This window comes from Oceanobacillus sp. J11TS1, assembly GCF_018333215.1.
In the GTDB taxonomy this organism is placed as follows: domain Bacteria; phylum Bacillota; class Bacilli; order Bacillales; family Amphibacillaceae; genus Oceanobacillus.
The window spans coordinates 229992-248905 of the sequence record NZ_BORO01000001.1; the positions used below are offsets into that span (position 1 = coordinate 229992).

13 protein-coding genes are annotated in these 18914 nt (G+C 37.7%); 11 read left to right on the plus strand and 2 right to left on the minus strand.

Annotated features, from left to right (window positions below):
• Positions 1–69: 69 nt before the first annotated feature.
• Positions 70–1890, minus strand: a complete 1821-nt coding sequence (pepF, locus tag KI343_RS01115; protein ID WP_212924583.1) for an oligoendopeptidase F — start codon at positions 1888–1890, stop codon at positions 70–72.
• 503 nt (positions 1891–2393) lie between these two features.
• A complete protein-coding gene (yhfH, locus tag KI343_RS01120) occupies positions 2394–2525 on the minus strand; it encodes a protein YhfH (protein WP_212924584.1) in 132 nt (43 codons plus the stop codon).
• Positions 2526–2632: 107 nt separating this feature from the next.
• Here yhfH and KI343_RS01125 point away from each other — a divergent pair, with 107 nt between their 5' ends.
• The 11 genes from KI343_RS01125 to murQ all read left to right on the plus strand — a co-directional run bounded on the left by KI343_RS01125 (position 2633) and on the right by murQ (position 18911).
• Complete coding sequence (locus tag KI343_RS01125; RefSeq protein WP_212924585.1) at positions 2633–3361, plus strand: MBL fold metallo-hydrolase; 729 nt, start codon at positions 2633–2635, stop codon at positions 3359–3361.
• 632 nt (positions 3362–3993) lie between these two features.
• Positions 3994–4989, plus strand: a complete 996-nt coding sequence (gene lplA, locus KI343_RS01130; protein ID WP_212924586.1) for a lipoate--protein ligase — start codon at positions 3994–3996, stop codon at positions 4987–4989.
• 318 nt (positions 4990–5307) lie between these two features.
• Positions 5308–5784, plus strand: a complete 477-nt coding sequence (locus KI343_RS01135) for a competence protein ComK (protein WP_212924587.1) — start codon at positions 5308–5310, stop codon at positions 5782–5784.
• Between the two features lie 309 nt (positions 5785–6093).
• Positions 6094–6747, plus strand: coding sequence for a TVP38/TMEM64 family protein (locus KI343_RS01140; RefSeq protein ID WP_212924588.1), 654 nt, complete (start codon positions 6094–6096; stop codon positions 6745–6747).
• A gap of 172 nt (positions 6748–6919) precedes the next feature.
• A complete protein-coding gene (gene lepB / locus KI343_RS01145) occupies positions 6920–7468 on the plus strand; it encodes a signal peptidase I (protein WP_212924589.1) in 549 nt (182 codons plus the stop codon).
• Positions 7469–7846: 378 nt separating this feature from the next.
• Entirely contained in the window at positions 7847–11344 is a 3498-nt protein-coding gene (gene addB, locus KI343_RS01150) for a helicase-exonuclease AddAB subunit AddB (RefSeq protein WP_212924590.1), read from the plus strand.
• Positions 11337–15053 carry a helicase-exonuclease AddAB subunit AddA gene (gene addA / locus KI343_RS01155; RefSeq protein ID WP_212924591.1) on the plus strand — a complete coding sequence of 1239 codons (3717 nt, stop codon included), beginning with the start codon at positions 11337–11339 and terminating at the stop codon, positions 15051–15053. The genes addB and addA overlap by 8 nt, the downstream gene beginning before the upstream one ends.
• 2 nt (positions 15054–15055) lie before the next feature.
• The gene (locus tag KI343_RS01160) at positions 15056–16213 is read left to right on the plus strand and encodes a DUF418 domain-containing protein (protein ID WP_306432530.1); all 1158 of its coding nucleotides are present in this window, start codon (positions 15056–15058) and stop codon (positions 16211–16213) included.
• 152 nt (positions 16214–16365) lie between these two features.
• Entirely contained in the window at positions 16366–16743 is a 378-nt protein-coding gene (locus tag KI343_RS01165; protein WP_212924592.1) for a YisL family protein, read from the plus strand.
• A gap of 313 nt (positions 16744–17056) precedes the next feature.
• On the plus strand, positions 17057–17908 hold the full coding sequence (locus tag KI343_RS01170) for a MurR/RpiR family transcriptional regulator (protein WP_212924593.1): 852 nt from the start codon (positions 17057–17059) through the stop codon (positions 17906–17908).
• 112 nt (positions 17909–18020) lie between these two features.
• On the plus strand, positions 18021–18911 hold the full coding sequence (gene murQ, locus KI343_RS01175) for an N-acetylmuramic acid 6-phosphate etherase (protein WP_212924594.1): 891 nt from the start codon (positions 18021–18023) through the stop codon (positions 18909–18911).
• The last annotated feature ends 3 nt before the right edge of the window (positions 18912–18914 follow it).

Below are 18914 nucleotides of genomic sequence, written 5' to 3' on the forward strand. Positions count from 1 at the left end.
TATTAGCATATTGTTCGGCTTCTAGAGATACACTTTCTTTTTGCCCCAACCTCTTAACAATAGTGATGTTTATTCTGAGTAACTCGCAATTAATTCATCAATAAGAGAACCGACATAATCAACAGCGACTGTAATATTATCTGGATTAGACATATCAATGCCCGCATCTTTAATTAATTCAAGTGGTTTCTTTGTCCCGCCTGCTTTTAATACGTTTAACCAGTCATCTACTGCAGTCTGGCCTTCTTCACGAATTCGTTTAGCCATTGTCGTAGAAACAGTGAGACCAGCAGAGTACGTATATGGGTATAAGCCCATATAATAATGCTGCTGACGCATCCAAGTCAAACCTGCCCCGTCATCAAAAGTGACAGTATCTCCCCAGAAGGATTCTAATACATTTCGTTTTTCCTTACATAGTACATCCGCAGTTAATGGTACGCCTTCTTCAGCTAGCGTATAAACCTTACGCTGGAATGCCCCTTCCAGCAAATGTGTAATAAAGTTATGGTAATACGTGCCTAATAGTTGTGTAATAACCCAACGTTTCATTTTCGGATTGTCTTTGTTCGTATTCATTAAATGATCTGCAAGCAGTAATTCATTTAAAGTGGAAGGCGCTTCGACAAAATAAGTTGACGGTCGGGTGTTAAATAAATTCTGATATTTTCCGGCTAAGTAAAAATGACCTGCATGTCCTAACTCATGCGCTAAAATAAAGGCATTACGCATTTTGTCCGCCCATGTGACCAAAATGTATGGATGAGCACCATATGGGCTGGAACAGAAGGCGCCGCTTGCTTTACCCACATTCTCCGCACGGTCTATCCAGCGATTGGATAATGCTTTATTCATTCCTTCGATATATTCTGGACCCATAATGTCTAAAGCATCCAAAATTGTTTCTGAAGCTTCCTCATAGGATGTACTCGGATTAAAGGAAGAATCCAACGGTGCTTTTAAATCACAGAAACGTAAAACTTCTAAACCTAGTTTTTCTTTTAATAGCTTTGCATATTTTCGCATATGCGGCGCTAATTTTTCTTGGAGTACATCTAATTGATTATGATACATTTCGGTTGTTACTTGCTGTGGCGCTAACAGCATATCTGTAACTGAATCGTATTTTCTTAATTTGGAAAGCTGTACTTGTTTTGTAACTTCCGTTGCATAAGTTGCCGCATACGTATTTTTGTATTGTTCCAAGGTGTTTACAAAAGAATCATATGCATTTCTTCGTAGTATAGTATCCTCTGAATACTCGTAATTTTCTTCGTATAAAGGTTCGCTCATCGGCTGTGCATTTCCATCGCCGTCAATAATGGATTCAAACTGCATATCGGACTGTTTGCTGCGTGAAAAGATTGTATAAGGAGCTTCTAAAACTTCACTTAACGCAGAAATAGCTTCCTCTAATTCTGGTGAAAGAATATGATCTTTTTGTTCAAGAATATCAAATAAATATTTACGGTACGTCTCAAGCTCAGGTTCATCCTTGATAAACTGCTCTAGCTTAGATGAAGTTAACTGAAGCAGCTCTGTTTCAAAGAAGGAGAGCTTGGAACTAATCGCAGCAAGTGCAGCTCCGCTTTTAGCTGCTGCGCTCTGATTAGAAGAATCACTTCCATCTGCACTGATAAGTAAATTGGCATAAACAGCAACGTGAATAACCTTCTCCTGGTAGGCCTCTGTTGTTTTTAATGCCTCTAATAAAGTTTTCGCACTATCAGAAAGCTTTCCTTTAAAAGCTGTTATTTGATCTGCTTCTGGAACGATTTCTTCTAATGCTTTTTCCCAGCTTTCTACATCGGGAAAAAGATCTGTTAAATCCCACGTTTGTTCGACTGGAACATCTTTACGGTATTGTCTGTTTCCTTGCGACATATTCATTCCTCCCCTTAAGACTTGAAATATTACTACGTATAACTGAAAATAAAAACGTAGTCATGCATGGTCAATTAATTCGACTACCTAATTAATTATAGTACAGGGAGGGAAAAAATTATAAGATTTTTAACATTTTAGTATATGGAGAATTTAAGGAGTGAAGTATATAACCAGGGCAACTTCTGCGCCCGAAAAAGCTTGGTTCGTCAAGTTCACTTTAAAGAATTCAGGAGGGAGATTGTTAAATAGAGAAAGCTTCTTGAAAATGTGGCTTAGTTTAAATAATACTAATTTCTTGTTAAAAGGGTAAATAGATAGAAGTGTATCCAGCAGAGTGAAAAGTTAGGCGGAATCAATGCTTCGACCTTTTTCTAACGCGCAAAAAAAAGAATAGCCAAGTATCAGGCTATCCAGAAGAAGGTTTATAACTTATGGGGATTACTATTTATTAACCAGGACGATAACTACAGAAGTGAATACTTGTTGAAATTAAATTAACTGAACCATTAACGCCCTGGATAATCGCACTCATCACAAACATTGTGGTAACAATCTGCTTTTTCGATTACCATTGCATTTCCACATTTTGCACATTTCTTCTTCGGTAGGTTTTTAAAAAATTCGACAATTCCAATCATTTCGTTCCCTCCTAAGGATTTATTTGATTTAAAATCATTGTACTATAACAGTATATTGATGTCAACACTGTATTGATACAAATTTTAAAAAATAAGGAGCTGCTAAAATGAAATTAACGATCATTGGTTTTTGGGGAGGCTATCCGAATAAGGATGGTGCTACATCAAGTTATTTATTGGAAAAGGATAATTTTAAACTTCTATTAGATATGGGGAGCGGGGCATTGTCAAAGCTGCAAAAATTTATATCCATATCTGAATTAGATGCGGTTGTTTTATCGCATTATCATCATGATCATGTCGCGGATATTGGGGTGTTACAGTATGCTAAACTGATTGATTATTATGTTCATAACAACGAAAAGCAATTAAAAATATATGGTCATACAGAAGATAAGGAAGGGTATGCATCTTTGTCGCATCAATATACAGAGGGCGTAGCTTATGACCCGGATGAATTATTAAAAATAGGACCTTTTGAAATATCTTTTTTAAGAACCAAACATCCTGTTCCATGCTTTGGAATGTGTATTACAGATGGAGAGAAAACAATTGTTTATACTGCGGATAGCAGCTATACAGAAGATTGGATTCCGTTCGCAAACAATGCAGATTTACTCATTACCGATTGTAATTATTTTAAAGGACAAGATGGTTCGGGTGCTGGTCATATGAATAGTGTGGAAGCTGCCAGTATCGCACAGGCTGCTAATGTGAAGCAATTAGTACTCAGTCATCTGCCGCAGTTTGGTGTTCTAGAACAGTTGAAAGAAGAAGCAAAACAGATTTACACAGGGGAAATTGTATTAGCGGAAGAAGGATTTGTTTGGGAATAGCTTGTAGAGGATGTTCAAAAAGTCCGGTAAAAATGACACTTCGGGAAAAGGAACTTCTACTAAAACCGCCCACGTCGTGTGGGCAACGTAGAAATCACCTCATCCTGAGGAAGCTCGTTGGCTTGCTTTTCCGCTGGGACTGCGATTACCAATGTTGTCAGGTTAATAAAAATCATTAAATATTAAACTCAATACGAATAGAAGTGAAACTAGCTAGCGAAGGAAAAACACGTAGACTCCTGCGGGAAAGCGCAATGATCTTCGGTGGGGCGAGTAATCGCAGTCCCAGTGTGAAGACCCCCGCAGAAAAAGTGGTTTTCTTTTTCTACCACAGGCATAAGTGCGACTTTGCTTCTGTCTGCGCCTGTCGGCTTGCCAGTCAGCAAGTCTTCTTTAAAGGAGGCTGAGGACAAGCCCGCGGAAAGCGTAGTGTTTTTCCGTAGCGGTTGCATTAACCTGACAACATTGCTGCGATTACTTGGCCTATTAAAACCGTTGCTCAAAGCTACGCCGCCTCGAACTTCTCGGTCCTGTTTATCCTCCTTTTTGAACACGCACTTGTAGGTAGAAGTTTTGATTTGGAGGGACTTATGCGTTAGAATAGGACTAGTGGAACAAAGGGAGGAATTAAGTTGAAATTTATTGATAATAAAGGAATTACAGATCCTCAAATTAATCTGGCTATTGAGGAATATATTCTTGAAAATTTTGGGGAGAAAGATACATATCTATTGTTTTATGTGAATGGCCCTTCCATAATTATTGGCCGAAATCAAAATACAATAGAAGAAATTAATACGGATTATGTAGACGAAAAAGGAATTAAAGTTGTTCGACGCCTTTCTGGTGGCGGGGCTGTTTATCATGATGAACAGAATTTGAATTTTAGTTTTATTACAAAAGATGACGGAAATAGTTTCCAAAATTTCGCTAAATTTACGCAACCTGTTGTGGATGCTTTGAATAATATCGGCGTGCCAGCGGAATTACAAGGAAGAAATGATTTAGCAGTAGAGGGAAGAAAAATTTCTGGTAATGCAATGTTTTCTACACGCGGCCGCATGTTCAGCCACGGAACATTAATGCTGGGTTCCCAATTAGAAGAATTAACAAAAGCATTAAAGGTGAAGAAAATCAAAATTGAATCAAAAGGTATCAAATCGATTCGCAGCCGTGTTGCCAATATCTCTGAATACTTAGATAAGCCGATCTCTATGGAGGAATTTAAAGAATTAATTTTACGCTATATCTTTGACGTAGAAGATGTCAAAGATGTTCCTCAATATGTGTTAACAGACGAAGATTGGGCGAAAATTTATGAGATTTCCGAAAAACGTTATCAGCAATGGGATTGGAACTACGGAAAATCACCTTCATTCAACTATCAGGAGTCTAAGAAATTCCCGGGAGGACTGGTAGATGTTCGTTTAGACGTGAAAAAAGGTATCATTGAAAATTGCATCATTTTTGGCGATTTCTTTGGCTTAGGTGATGTGAAAGAATTAGAGGATGCGTTAAAAGGTGTGCGTCATGATCGCGAGGCCATCAAAGATGCACTAGATCAAATTGACGTTTCACATTATCTTGGAAAGATATCCAAAGAAGAGTTCTTAGGGTTGCTTTACTAGGTTTATATTTGTATTAGAAAATGTGCGGTAAAATTTATTGATACCGTGTAGAAAATAAGACTTCATTCTGTGAGGGGACGCCCTAGACGGAATGAAGTTTTTTACTAATAGGGTGATATTTGCTTGGATGGGAGTAGGAGCAACTCTGATAGCGGACTTCTTTGTATCATGGACAAAATTGTAAAAAGAAATCAATTTTCTATGCATTTTTTATGTAATAAGCAAAATATTTAAAATAAACCTATCTTTTTATTTATTTCGATGCTATAATAATTTTAAACTCAACCTCATCACTAGCGGATGAGGAGGAATTGTAAAATGAAAGTGAGAGAAATAACCCCTTATACAATGGCTGTACTTTCGGATAAGGATACTAATGGAAAGTATGTTTCCCGTGTTTTAGAAGATGAAGTAGAATATGTCATGGAAGGGAAACCTACCAAAGTGATTGAATATGCGTGCGCTTACTTTGGTTCCGATTTAAAGGGCAGGCAGAATGGCATTAAAAGTATTTCAGGAATTACGCATAAGACTCCAATCCCGGTTGACCCGAGGAATAGGATGTATTTCTTCCCGACGAAGTCCCCGTCACATGCAAACTGTTCTTGGATTTCACATTCCCATATTGAAAAAGTGAGAAAATTGGATAGTAAATCTACAGAGATTCTATTTAAGAATGGCCGAACAATCAATGTAGATGTTTCCCATGGTATCCTCATTAACCAGATACACCGGACAGCTCAAATTCGCTATCTTATTGATGAACGCAGTAATGCATTTGAATACCAAGATTAAATGAATTCTATAATAAAAAGGAAGATAGTATATTCTTCGTTTAACTCCTTCAAAAGAACACCACGAATATATAAACACCACTACCTAGAAAAGCGCTTATTTACAGCGAACTGCATAAAATAATGTTATTTTCAAAGAATATCATTATTGATACTTCTCTTTTGTTTCCTAAATACTAAAAAGAATAGAAAGTAACCCCTAGTGATATAGGTTGAGTTTGAATTTATAGAGAAGTTATTACTTTTCAAAAAAACCGCTGTAGCATATAATCATCTTAAGATTGTTGAAATATTGAGGGAGATTAACTGCATGTACGTAATGAATATAACTTTTTCAAACTGGCAAGCATTTTTAAAAGAAGAAGGCTGGGAAGAATTTATTCGTCAATTACTGGAACAGTATGAAGGGCTTGGACCTTTGCCTGGTATTGCATTACCCTTTTTGGAAGCTTTTTTACCATTTCTTCCGTTAATCGTATTTGTTCTTGGGAATGCAGCAGCTTACGGACTATTTCAAGGGTTTCTTTACTCATGGCTTGGTGCAAGTGCGGGTGCTGTAATCGTGTTTCTAGTTATTCGTCGTTTAGGTAATACCAAGTTATTAAAACGAGTACGTCATAACAGGCAAGTTAATAAGATTACAAATTGGGTAGAAAAACATGGATTCGGACCTCTGTTTTTGCTGTTATGTTTCCCTTTTTCTCCGTCCTCTATTATTAATGTAGTGGCTGGTTTATCAAAAATAAGCATCTATCCATTTTTATTAGCGGTACTATTAGGAAAGACAGTGATGATTTTCTCTATTTCTTATATAGGTTCTAGTATAATGGAATTTGCACAAAAACCAGTGCGAACAATTCTAGTAGGTATAGGTATTGTGATTTTTTGGATTTTTGGTAAGTACTTAGAGAAAAGACTGCATCACAAAATGGATAAGCAAAATGCTGGTTCTCCTAAAAAATAATATCTCCCCTTTGCTAAAATTCACAATCCGAGGAAAGATAAAGCAGTTCTGTTTCTGTGAAATGATGGTGATATGGATGGGGCTAATACTAAAATCAATGGACGAAAGATTAAAATACTTCGCTTTCGGGTATGATGATTAATAACATATCAAAAGTGAAGGAAGAGTAACAGTGAAAAAATATAACTATTGGAGAGTTTTAGTTGTAGTTGTTCTGTTATGCTCTATGTTCTTTATTGTTCGATCATCTTTATTTGAAAACTATGTTGTCAATGGAAAGTCTATGGAACCAACGCTTTACGACGGAAATTTAATGATGGTCAACACGTTTACAAATAATATCTCAAGTATTCACCGTTTTGATGTTATTGTATTCCATGCATCAGAAGAAAATGACTATGTAAAACGCGTAATTGGTTTACCAGGAGAAACAATAGCATACAAGAACGATCGGCTATACGTAGATGGAGAGTATATTTCTGAGGACTTTTTACAAGAGGAAAAAGAAAATGCGGATACGACGCCATTAACAGAAGACTTTACGATGCTTGAGGTGACTGGTGAAAAAATTGTGCCAGAAAATCATCTTTTCGTTTTAGGTGATAATCGGGGAGACAGTTTAGACAGTAGAGCTATTGGCTTTGTTCCTTTTGATGAAGTAGTCGGGAAGGTGGATATTACTTACTGGCCGTTAACGCAATTATTTAAGCAACCACAGTAATACGTTTAAAGCTTCGTAGTATCTAATGAATAAATACGGGTAAATACAGGTAGGCAGATAAGCAATCTACAGTATCTGTCTACCTGTTTATTATTACTATATTAAATACAGTGGAATACATTAAAATAGTTCTACCAAGTTTAAATACTTTTAATAGGAACGGGCCCCCATCTTTGATAAAATAAAGATAGGAGCCCTTTTTATATCCTATGAGGGCAATAGTAAAATCAGTGATTTTAGTTCCTGTTAAATCGAGTTTGATTAATAGATAAGCTACGTGGTACTTTCTAGAATAGACAATTTTTCAATTAAAATATAAATGATGACATGATAACCAACAACTATATACATATGTCACTAAAAAAGGAGTGTGTGCGATTGACTGTACGATTTATTCTCGGTAGATCAGGTACAAACAAAAGTGAGTGGATGATGAATGATATTGAGAATCGCTTGCGAGAAACACCTATAGGACCAGCTATTTTTTATATTGTTCCTGATCAAATGACATTTCAATTAGAAACAGCTTTGTTTAGCCGAGAGCATTTAAGTGGAAGTATTCGAGCTCAAGTAGCTAGTTTTTCACGACTTGCATGGCGCATTTTACAAGAAACAGGGGGCGGCTTAAAACCCTTTATCAGTTCTGTAGGTACACAGATGATGCTTCGGAAAATTATCTCTGAAAAAAATGGGGATTGGATGGCATTTGAAAAAGCAATTAAAAAACAGGGTTTCCTTGATCAGTTAGAATCTGTTATTCAAGAATTTAAAAGATATGAAATTACACCAGATGCACTCCGTATGCAGCAAGATCAATTTAATAAATTTGTGCATCAGTCTCCATCTGAAAGAGGATTAGTTCGAAAACTGGATGATTTTATCTATATTTATGAGCAGCTGCTTCGGCAATTGCAGCATTCTTATATGGATAATGAAGACAGATTACAGCTATTAAAAGAAAAAATTCCGCAAGCCAACATTTTAGAAGGGGCCCATATCTATATTGATGGATTCCATCGTTTTACACCACAAGAAATATCAGTGATTACTGAGCTAATGAAAAAATGTGCAGCTGTTCATATTGGTTTGACAGTGGATCCAAGGAATACAGAGAGCCTTCAAGAATTAGACATCTTTTATCAAACGAATCAAACTTATCAGCAATTAATAGCAACTGCAGAGGAAATCGGTGTGTCATTAGACCCAGCCGTTTATTTAGACCCATCAAAAGATCAATTTAAGAATAGAGCTTATTTTGCACATTTGGAGCAAAATTTTGATGTCCGGCCCTTACCAGAGTATCCAGAGAAGGCGCCAATTCAGATTGCTGAAGCGGTTCACCCACGTGCAGAAGTGGAAGGTGTAGCACAGGAGATTCTTACACTTGTTCGGGATGAAGGTTATCGTTACCGTGATATTTCTATTTTGGTAAGACAATCGGATGTATACGACGATTTAATTGAGACAATCTTTGAAGACCATGATATTCCCGTCTTTATTGATCAGAAACGTTCTATGTTACACCATCCGTTAATCGAATTAATTCGTTCTATGTTAGAAGCAGTCGAAAATGGCTGGCGTTCTGATGCAATCTTCCGTGTTTTAAAAACAGGCTTTATTCCAGCTGGTGATGAGAAATTTCCGCTAACGAGGGATGCAATTGATCAATTAGAGAATTATACCATTGAGTACGGGGTTCGTTACCGTAAACAATGGCTAGATGCTAAACCTTGGAAATTCCAGCGTTTTCGCGGGTTTGACCAAGCTGCACAGACGAATTTTGAAAGGGAAATGCAAGAAGAAATCAATCGATATCGAGATCAAGTAACTCAAGCATTACATCCATTTGATGAGAAATTTCGTGCTGCAAACAGCGTTAAAGAACGTTGTGAGGCTATTTTTCTGTGGTTGGAAGCACTTGGTATTCCGGAAAAATTAGAAGCAATGCGAGCTTCTTTTGATGAACAAGGCTTGCCCGAAAAAGGACGAGAGCAACAGCAAGTATGGGATGCAATTGTGCAATTAATGGATGAAATGGTTGAGATTGCCGGTGATGAAGAATTAGATCTGTCCACATTTATTGCGTCTATCAATGCTGGATTTGAAGCGCTGGAATTTTCGCATGTTCCGCCAACAATGGATCATGTTTTAGTTGGAACAATTGATCGTTCACGGATGTCTGGGGTTCGCTGTGCTTTTTTACTTGGAGTTAATGAAGGTATATGGCCAATGAAGCCGCAAATAGATGGAATGATTGATGATGAGGAACGGGATTTACTGGAGCAAAATGGCTTGAAACTTGCTGATAACGGGAAGCGTCAGTTGCTGGATGATTGGTTTTATATCTATTTATCATTAACTGTGGCAACAGATAGATTAATGATTAGTTATCCGATTAGTGATGAGGAAGGAAAGGCAAAAGTTCCCTCTCAAGTTATCGGCAGAATAGAAGACTTGTTTCCAGTTTGCAGAGAGCATCTTTTATTTCAAGATGTAGAAGATGCTGCTGACACAACAAGATTTATTACAACAAAAACCAAAAGCCGAGCAGCGCTGACAACACAATTTGCCCGGATGCAGCGCGGGTATGAAATAGATAATTCGTGGTTCGCGGTCTATAACTGGTATGTAAAGAACCAGCCTCCATATGGTATGACTCACCGTATTTTACAAGGCCTATTTTACAAAAATCAGCCAGAACAATTAAAAAAGGAAACTGCTAAAGAGCTCTACCCAAAACAAATTAAAGCAAGTGTCAGCCGTTTAGAATCATATTATCGTTGTTCCTATCAGCATTTTGCTCGTTATAGCTTAAACCTAAAAGAAAGACAGACTTATAAATTGGATGCTCCGGATATTGGGCAATTGTTCCATGAAGCATTGCGTTTAATTACGGAGTGGGTTCAGAACGAAAAAACAGATTTTAAAGAGCTTACGAAGGAGTCGTCAGCGAATTATGCGCACCGGGCTATTAATAAGTTATCACCTGTATTACAGCATCAAATCTTACACAGCTCGAATCGATACACGTATATACAGCAGAAATTGGAGGAAATAATTGCCAGAGCTGCCTTTATATTAAGTGAGCAAGCCAGACAAACAGATTTTAGTCCAGTTGGTCTAGAACTTAGCTTTGGAGAAAAAGATAGCCCATTGCCACCGCTTGTTTTACCGCTTGAAAACGGGTATGAACTACTGCTGCGCGGAAGGATTGACCGTGTTGATAAAGCAGAACTTCATCAGGACTTGTATTTACGAATTATTGACTATAAATCAAGCTCACGTGCTTTAGATTTGTTAGAAGTCTATTATGGTCTCGCCTTACAAATGTTAACTTATTTAGATGTCGTACTGACACATTCAGAACAATGGCTAGGTCAGCAAGCTAACCCGGCAGGTGTCCTTTATTTCCACGTGCATAATCCGATGATTAACCTGGACAATGAGAAAATAGGCAGCGATATTGAGGAGAAAATCTTTAAATCTTATAAAATGAGAGGGTTGCTCTTATCAGATGAAGAGATTGCAAAAATGATGGATGCATCTTTAGACATGGGCTCAAGTAATATTATCCCGGCAGGTTTAAAGAAGGACGGCACATTTAGGTCGAATTCCAAAATAGCTGACGAAAAAACATTTGAACAGCTCAAAAATCATATCCATGTATTATTGCAAAAAGCGGGACTTGATATGACCTCAGGCGGCGTAGCGATTAATCCATATCTGAAAAGAGATACTGAAGCATGTACGTATTGTCCTTTTCATGCAGTTTGTCAGTTTGATCCGGCATTAGAAGGAAATCATTATAGAAAAATATCTAATATGAAGGAAGAAGAAATTATTGAAAAGCTAAAAGGAGGGGAAATCCGTGGTTAAATGGACAAAAGAGCAAGAGCAAGCAATTTATCAAAGCGGTACAGATATCCTTGTAGCTGCTGCAGCAGGTTCTGGAAAAACAGCAGTCCTCGTGGAGCGAATAATCCAGAAGCTGCTAAAAGAGGAGGATGCTATTAATATTGACGAATTGTTGGTTGTTACATTTACGAATGCCGCAGCTCAAGAAATGCGTGCGAGGGTTGGAGCAGCATTAGAAAAAGCATTAGCAGAAAAACCTGGATCTCTCCATTTGAAAAAACAGTTATCTCTACTACAAAGAGCATCAATATCTACATTGCACTCTTTTTGTCTAGACATTGTCCGAAAAAATGCGTATATGATAGATTTAGATCCTTCCTTTCGCATTGCGGATGAAGTAGAAATGGATATGATAAAGCGAGAGGTATTAGACGAACTGCTGGAAGGCTGGTACGACGATTCGAATGAGGAACAAGAACAGTTCTTTGAAGTAGTTAATCGATTTTCAAATGATAGAAGTGATAGAGATGTAGAAGAACTTATATTAAAAGTAGCCAATTTTGCAGTTCAACATCCGATGCCTCACGAATGGCTGCATCAACTAATCACCAATTATGAAATAGAGGAAGATTGGAAGGAAGAAACAATCCCTTGGTTAACGGAAGTGAAAGAGGAGATTACCAACCAATTGGAGGCAATGAAACAAGATAATGCTTTAGCTATTGCTTTGGCGAGGGAGCCTGATGGGCCTTATCATTATCTAGATGCTTTGCAAAAAGATACAGAAATACTTGAAACTGCTGTAGACAAAATAAAGCATTGGGATGAATTACAACAATTTGTACATGATTCTAAATTTGCAGCATTATCCAGGAAAAAAGTAGAGGACAATCCAGAAAAACGTGAACAAGTGAAAGCCTTTCGGAAAAAGGTGAAAGACAGATGGGACAAAATGAAAGAAAAATGGTTTGTCCGCAGTTTAGCTGCTCATATCCAGGATATGCAACAAATGGCTCCCGTTCTAAAGCAGTTAGTCTCCATGGTGGAAGACTATATGAATAAGTTTCAAAATCGAAAAAAGGAGCAGGCTATCGTTGATTTTAATGATTTAGAGCATTATTGCCTGCAAATTTTATCAGAAACCAACCAAGAGGAAGATACCGTACAAGCATCATCTATTGCTTTACAGCTTCAAAAGCAATTTAAAGAAGTGCTTGTCGATGAGTATCAGGATACGAACCTTGTGCAAGAGAGCATCTTACAATTCGTTCGTAATTCTGAGAATAATGGGAACATGTTCATGGTTGGTGATGTCAAGCAAAGTATTTATGGATTTCGCCATGCAGAGCCATCCTTATTTATTCAAAAGTATAAACAGTTTGCTGCAATCGATTATCCGGCAGAACGAATCGATTTAAATCGTAACTTCCGAAGCAGAAAAGAAGTACTGATAGGTGCGAACTATTTATTCCGTCAGCTTTTTGATGAAAAGGTTGGCGATATTGAATATGATCAGGATGCAGAACTTATTTATGGGAATCGAATGTATGATGATTTTCCGCTAGAATCAAATCCGGAACTATTGCTGATTGATTTACCGCAACAGCAGAAGTCCGAAGATGCAGAAGAGACGGAAGAAGATTTAGAAAAAGCACAAATTGAAGCAAGGGCGTATGCGAAAAAAATACAGCAATGGATAGGCGGAGCAGGAAAAGAGAAGCCGATGCAAGTGGTAGATAAAGGTACAGGGCAGGAGAGAAATCTTATGTACCGTGATATTGTTATCCTGATGCGTTCCATGACATGGGCTCCCGCCATTATGGACGAACTGAAGAAGCAAGGTATCCCTGTCTATGCAGAACTAACCTCAGGATACTTTGAAGCAATTGAAATCAGGATAATGATTAGTTTATTAAAGGTAATTGACAATCCGCGACAAGACATTCCATTAGCGGCTGTGTTACGGTCTCCTATTGTAGGATTAAAGGAAAATGACTTAGCAACAATTCGCTTAGCTAATCGGCACGGGAACTTTTATGATGCTCTCGTAGCATATATGCAAAAAGAAAAAAATCAGGTCACAGAGCATTTAAAGGAATTTAAAACACTTTTAGATAAATTAAGGGTATCTGCTCAGCAAGGGGCGCTATCAGAATTGATATGGCAAATCTACCGTGAAACAGGATATTATGATTTTGTTGGCGGGATTCCTGGTGGTAAGCAGCGCCAAGCGAACTTACGAGCGCTATATGATCGCGCAAGGAGCTATGAGGAAACTTCTTTTCGCGGTTTATACCGATTCTTACGATTTATCGAACGAATGGAAGAGGAACAAAAGGATTTAGGTGCCGCACGTGCTTTAAGTGAACAAGAAGATGTCGTTCGAATAATGACAATTCATAAAAGTAAAGGTCTTGAATTCCCAGTAGTTATCCTCGGTGGTATCGATAAAGAGTTTAATTTAAGAAGCCTGAATGAAAAATATCTACTTCATAAAGATTTAGGATTTGCTAGTAAATTTATTGATCCGGAGAAGCGAATTCAATATTCCACTTTATTTTATAATGCAATGAGAGAGAGAATTAGGCGAGAACAGTTATCCGAGGAAATTCGTTTATTATACGTCGCATTAACACGTGCGGAAGAAAAACTGCTGATGGTAGGAACAGTCAATTCCATGGATAAACGAAAAGCAGCATGGTCATGGCTTTCTAATCATGCTGATTGGGTGTTACCAGGATATTTTCGGATCGGGGCAAAGAATTATTTAGATTGGATCGGTCCTGCACTTCTCCGCCATCATCAAGTAGAAGTCTTGCGAGAAGAAGAACTCGGCAGCATGGTGTCCCCAGAAATTAGGAAGGATCCATCAAGCTGGGACGTACAGATTCATTTGGCGCACGATATTGCGATGCAAGAAAATGCAAGGCAGCTTAAACAAGATACCTTAAATGAACAGATTAGGAATTGGGAGCAGGTAGAGCAAACGGATAAAGATTTGGATACCTGGGTTGAGAAGCGCTTCTCCTACCAATATCCATTTAAACAAGCCGTCCAATCACGTGCGAAACAGTCCGTAACAGAGTTAAAACGTCAGCAAGAACAAAAAGATGCATACAGTGATGAAATGATGATTCCCAAATCTGCAACACGCCCAATTGCAACACGGCCGAGATTTATGCAAGTTGAAAAGAAATTAACGCCTGCAGAAAAGGGGACTGCACTTCATACAGTCATGCAGCATCTTCCTTTGAAAAAATCATTATCCAAAGAGGAAGTGGAAGAATTTATTGAAAAGCTGGTGCAAGAGGAAAAAATAACAGCACCAGAAGCTGAAAGTGTCTCTGTTTCGGCGATTGTGGCATTTTTAGAATCGTCCATTGCACAGCTGATTTTTAAAGAGAAAAAAGTATTTAAAGAGGTGCCGTTCAGTCTGATGCTGCCAGCAGAAAAAGTATATGCAAATTGGCAAGATCCTGCAAAAGAAAAGGTATTAATCCAAGGTGTTATTGATTGTATTATTCCTTCCCAAGAAGGCTGGATTATCCTTGACTACAAAACAGATAGGATAACAGAAGAAATCACAGATAAATTAGAAGAAAAACTAAAGAAACGATATAAGACACAGCTTGATCTTTATCGATATGCGATTGAAGAAATCTGGAAGCAGCCTGTTACGGAAACGTATCTTTACTTCTTTTCTAAAAGGCTTCTTATCAAAGGAGAATAATAGTGCAGCCATATCAAGTAAATAAACGATTAGAATGGATTGATGCAGCAAGGGGCTTTGCAATTTTAGGGATATTTATGGTGAATATCGGAGCATTTTCTGCTCCTTATTTTCTCTACGGTGGAGCCGAAGAGGCTTGGACATCTACAATCAATCAGTTTAGTTTAATCGTTGTTGATATTTTCTTCCAGGCCAGCTTTTATACTTTATTTTCAATACTTTTTGGATTTGGAATCCAAATTCAAAAAGATAGCTTAGATAAAAAGGATATATCACCATATGCTTTTTTCGGGCGCAGATTAGGTACACTGATTATTTTTGGAATGATTCACGCTTTTGCAATTTGGTATGGAGATATTCTGTTAACCTATGGAACGATGGGATTTTTACTGCTGTTATTCTTGTATAGAGAAGATAAGGTCTTGATCGGATGGGCAGCTGGTTTATTGGGGATTTCAACGCTTGTTTTCACAAGTCTGCAGTATCTAGCGCGGGACTTTATCGCTTTTAGTTATTCAGCGGAAATAGAGCAAGCTTTTCAGAGCTATCGTTCCAATGATTTATCCGCAATTCTATCGCAAAACTATCAAGATTGGCAGTTATCAAGTGGTATTATAAGCTTCTTTATATACCCTTTTATTTTTCTCCCCTTGTTTTTGTTTGGGATGTACCTGGCAAGAAAGCGGTGGTTTCATGATCCCCTTTCTTATAAGCCAATATTGAAAAAGATGTGGGCTATTACACTGGTTGTATTTATTCTGTTTAAGATCGGACCTTATGCATTTGGCAATCCGCTCTGGTTCAGTCTAGCACAGGATAATATTGGAGGAACCGCATCCGCATTATTTTATTTAACGTCTATTACATTGTTGTGGCAAAAGGGTTTCTTTCAAAAAATACTTCGCCTGCTGACACCAATTGGAAAAATGGCACTAACCAATTATTTATTGCAATCCATTATTTCTTTCTGGGTCTTTTATGGAGTTGGCCTCGGGCTATACGGAGAAATTCGTCCGATCATGCAAATTGGGATTGCTTTTATTATATTCTGTCTGCAAATTATCGGAAGCAAAATTTGGCTTCAGTATTTTCGGTTTGGCCCAGTTGAGTGGTTATGGAGATCGATTACCTACAAGAAAATGCAGCCAATCAAACACTAATCATGGCAATTTGTTGACGAATGGGCATTATAATGTAATCTTGGAAAAGAAAATGTTATGATACGGTAGTAAACGAAAATATCAGTCATTTTTTGTTAATTGAGGAAAATGATTATGGTGAATCTATTTGAAAAGAGAAGGAGGGAATGTAAATGGGAGAAACACATATGCATATTACATCTTGGGTACTAGGGCTTGTTCTTTTTGTGGTTACTTTCATTTTATACAAAAAAGGAAGCGAGAAGCCCGCAACAATTGTCCACATGATTTTACGACTTGTATATTTATTTATCATCATTACCGGCGGTTTATTAACCTGGAATTATATTCAAGGTTATTCGATGCCAACTCTTGGTGAAGCGATTGTAAAAGCACTTGCTGGTCTTTGGATTGTTGTTTCAATGGAGGGAATTTTAGTTTCCTCGAAAAAAGGAAAGCCGGCTAAAGGAAAATGGATTCAATTTTTCATTGCGCTTATCATTGTAATCATCTTAGGCTTTTTCCGCCTGCCGATGGGATTTTTGTTCTAATTGGTGAAACGGCATTTCTTAAAGGCTCTAATGTTTTAAGATAACCTATGCCATTAAAACGATGGTTTCCCAATACATACGGGAGAAAAAGTGTCTCGGTCATTTGACTGGGGCACTTTTTTAATCCAAAAAATGCAATAATGCCCGAAATGCTCTGCCATTCATTGTGAAGTAACAAAAACTAATCACATGCCTTACCATTCAAGTATTCTGCAGCCCATATGCTATGTCATTTAATTGGAACACCTTCCTGGTTTTTGCTATACTGATAAAAAATATAAGCAAACTTGGCAAGAGAACAGGAGACATGGACATGGCAACCACCTTATTAACTAGAATTAGCGAAAGACTTCCTCAATTTTCAAAAACAGAACAAAAAATCTCTGCCTACATATTGAAACATGCAGAGTTAATCCCAAATATGACAACAAAAGAGCTGGCAAATAAGGCAGATGTAAGTGAAGCAAGTGTGATCCGGTTTTCCAAGACGATTGGAATAGGGAGCTTTAAAACATTTAAAATTGCCTTAGCCCAAGAGTTGGCTGTTCAGGAAGCGTATATTACGGACTTTTCGATTTTACAAAAGAAGGACTCGCCGTATGAAATGTTACAAAAGGTAGTTCATGTAAATAAAAATGCGATTGAGCTAATAATGGAATCCTTAGATAAAAAACAATTGGACGATGCAGTCATGGCGTTGAAAAATGCGCGGAAAATTATATTTTATGGAGTTGGCGGATCATCCATTGCAGCTATGGATGCACTATATAAATTTACAAAGCTCGGATTTCAAGTGGAGTTTAATTTAGATTTCCATTACATGCTGTCAAAAATTCCGCATTTAAATAGCGAGGATGTTTTTGTTGCTATCAGCATGTCAGGGCGGACAAATGATGTCTTAGACTTAGCGCGGTTGTCTCAGGAAAAGGGTGCTAGGGTTATAGCCATTACGAATATAAATAAATCACCACTTTATAGAGAGGCAGATATTCGGTTAGCGACTCCCCATGTAGAGCAAGACTTCCGTATTGGGAGCATTACATCAAGGATGACGCAGCTGACAATTGTAGACAGCCTGTACATTAGTATTTTTAATATCATTGGAGAGAATGTACTAGATGAATATCAAGAAGCAAGGGGGCATGTTGTTAAATTAAGAAGGTAGCTTCTTTTTTCACTAAAATGAAATTTAATTTCACTTATTTCAAAGATAATATTGACTTTTAATTTCGCAAATGGGTAAAATGAAGGTGGAAGAAGCAGAGGAGGCTGATAGAATGCTAGATAAATTAACAACCGAAGCGCGGAATCAATATACGATGCATCTAGACGAAATGTCTACACGTGATATCTTACGCATAATGAATAAAGAAGATGAATATGTATTAAAAGCAATCAAAGAGGAACTACCCAATATAGAGAAAGCTGTCCGATATGCAATTGAATCATTTAAGAATAATGGCAGGCTTATTTATGTTGGTGCTGGTACAAGCGGCCGTTTAGGGGTATTAGATGCTGTGGAATGCGTTCCGACATTCGGTACGTCACCAGAGATGGTACAAGGAATTATAGCAGGAGGAACGAAAGCGCTTTATAGTGCAGCGGAAGGAGCTGAGGATAACACTGAGCTTGGGGTGGATGACTTGAAAAGCATTCAGCTATCAGAAAACGATACGGTAATTGGGATTGCTGCTAGTGGACGTACACCTTATGTTATCAGAGCATTACAATATGCTAATTCAATAAAAGCGAATACAGTAAGTATATCCTGTAATAAAGATGCAGCAATGAGTCAATATGGTTCGGTTGCGATCGAGCTTCAGACAGGATCCGAGGTATTAACCGGTTCCACCAGATTAAAGGCAGGAACTTCGCAAAAGATTGTATTAAATATGATCTCAACTGCAGCGATGGTGGGAATAGGTAAAGTATATGAAAACTTTATGGTCGATTTAAAACCAACGAATGAGAAATTAGAAGAAAGATCAAAACGGAATATTATGGAGATCACTGGGGTCGATTATGAAACGGCCGCCACGTATTTTGATAGATCAAATCATCAGGTGAAGGTTGCCATCGTGATGATTCTATTACAATGCTCCTATGAAGATGCTGTGCGTAAAATAGACGAGTCTGATGGATTTGTTCGCCGAGCGTTAGCAAAGTAAAAA

Coding starts and splice junctions, on each gene's coding strand:
- pepF (WP_212924583.1), bottom strand. CDS start 1,890: ATGAATATGTCGCAAGGAAACAGACAATACCGTAAAGATGTTCCAGTC.
- yhfH (WP_212924584.1), bottom strand. CDS start 2,525: ATGATTGGAATTGTCGAATTTTTTAAAAACCTACCGAAGAAGAAATGT.
- KI343_RS01125 (WP_212924585.1), top strand. CDS start 2,633: ATGAAATTAACGATCATTGGTTTTTGGGGAGGCTATCCGAATAAGGAT.
- KI343_RS01135 (WP_212924587.1), top strand. CDS start 5,308: ATGAAAGTGAGAGAAATAACCCCTTATACAATGGCTGTACTTTCGGAT.
- KI343_RS01140 (WP_212924588.1), top strand. CDS start 6,094: ATGTACGTAATGAATATAACTTTTTCAAACTGGCAAGCATTTTTAAAA.
- KI343_RS01165 (WP_212924592.1), top strand. CDS start 16,366: ATGGGAGAAACACATATGCATATTACATCTTGGGTACTAGGGCTTGTT.
- KI343_RS01170 (WP_212924593.1), top strand. CDS start 17,057: ATGGCAACCACCTTATTAACTAGAATTAGCGAAAGACTTCCTCAATTT.
- murQ (WP_212924594.1), top strand. CDS start 18,021: ATGCTAGATAAATTAACAACCGAAGCGCGGAATCAATATACGATGCAT.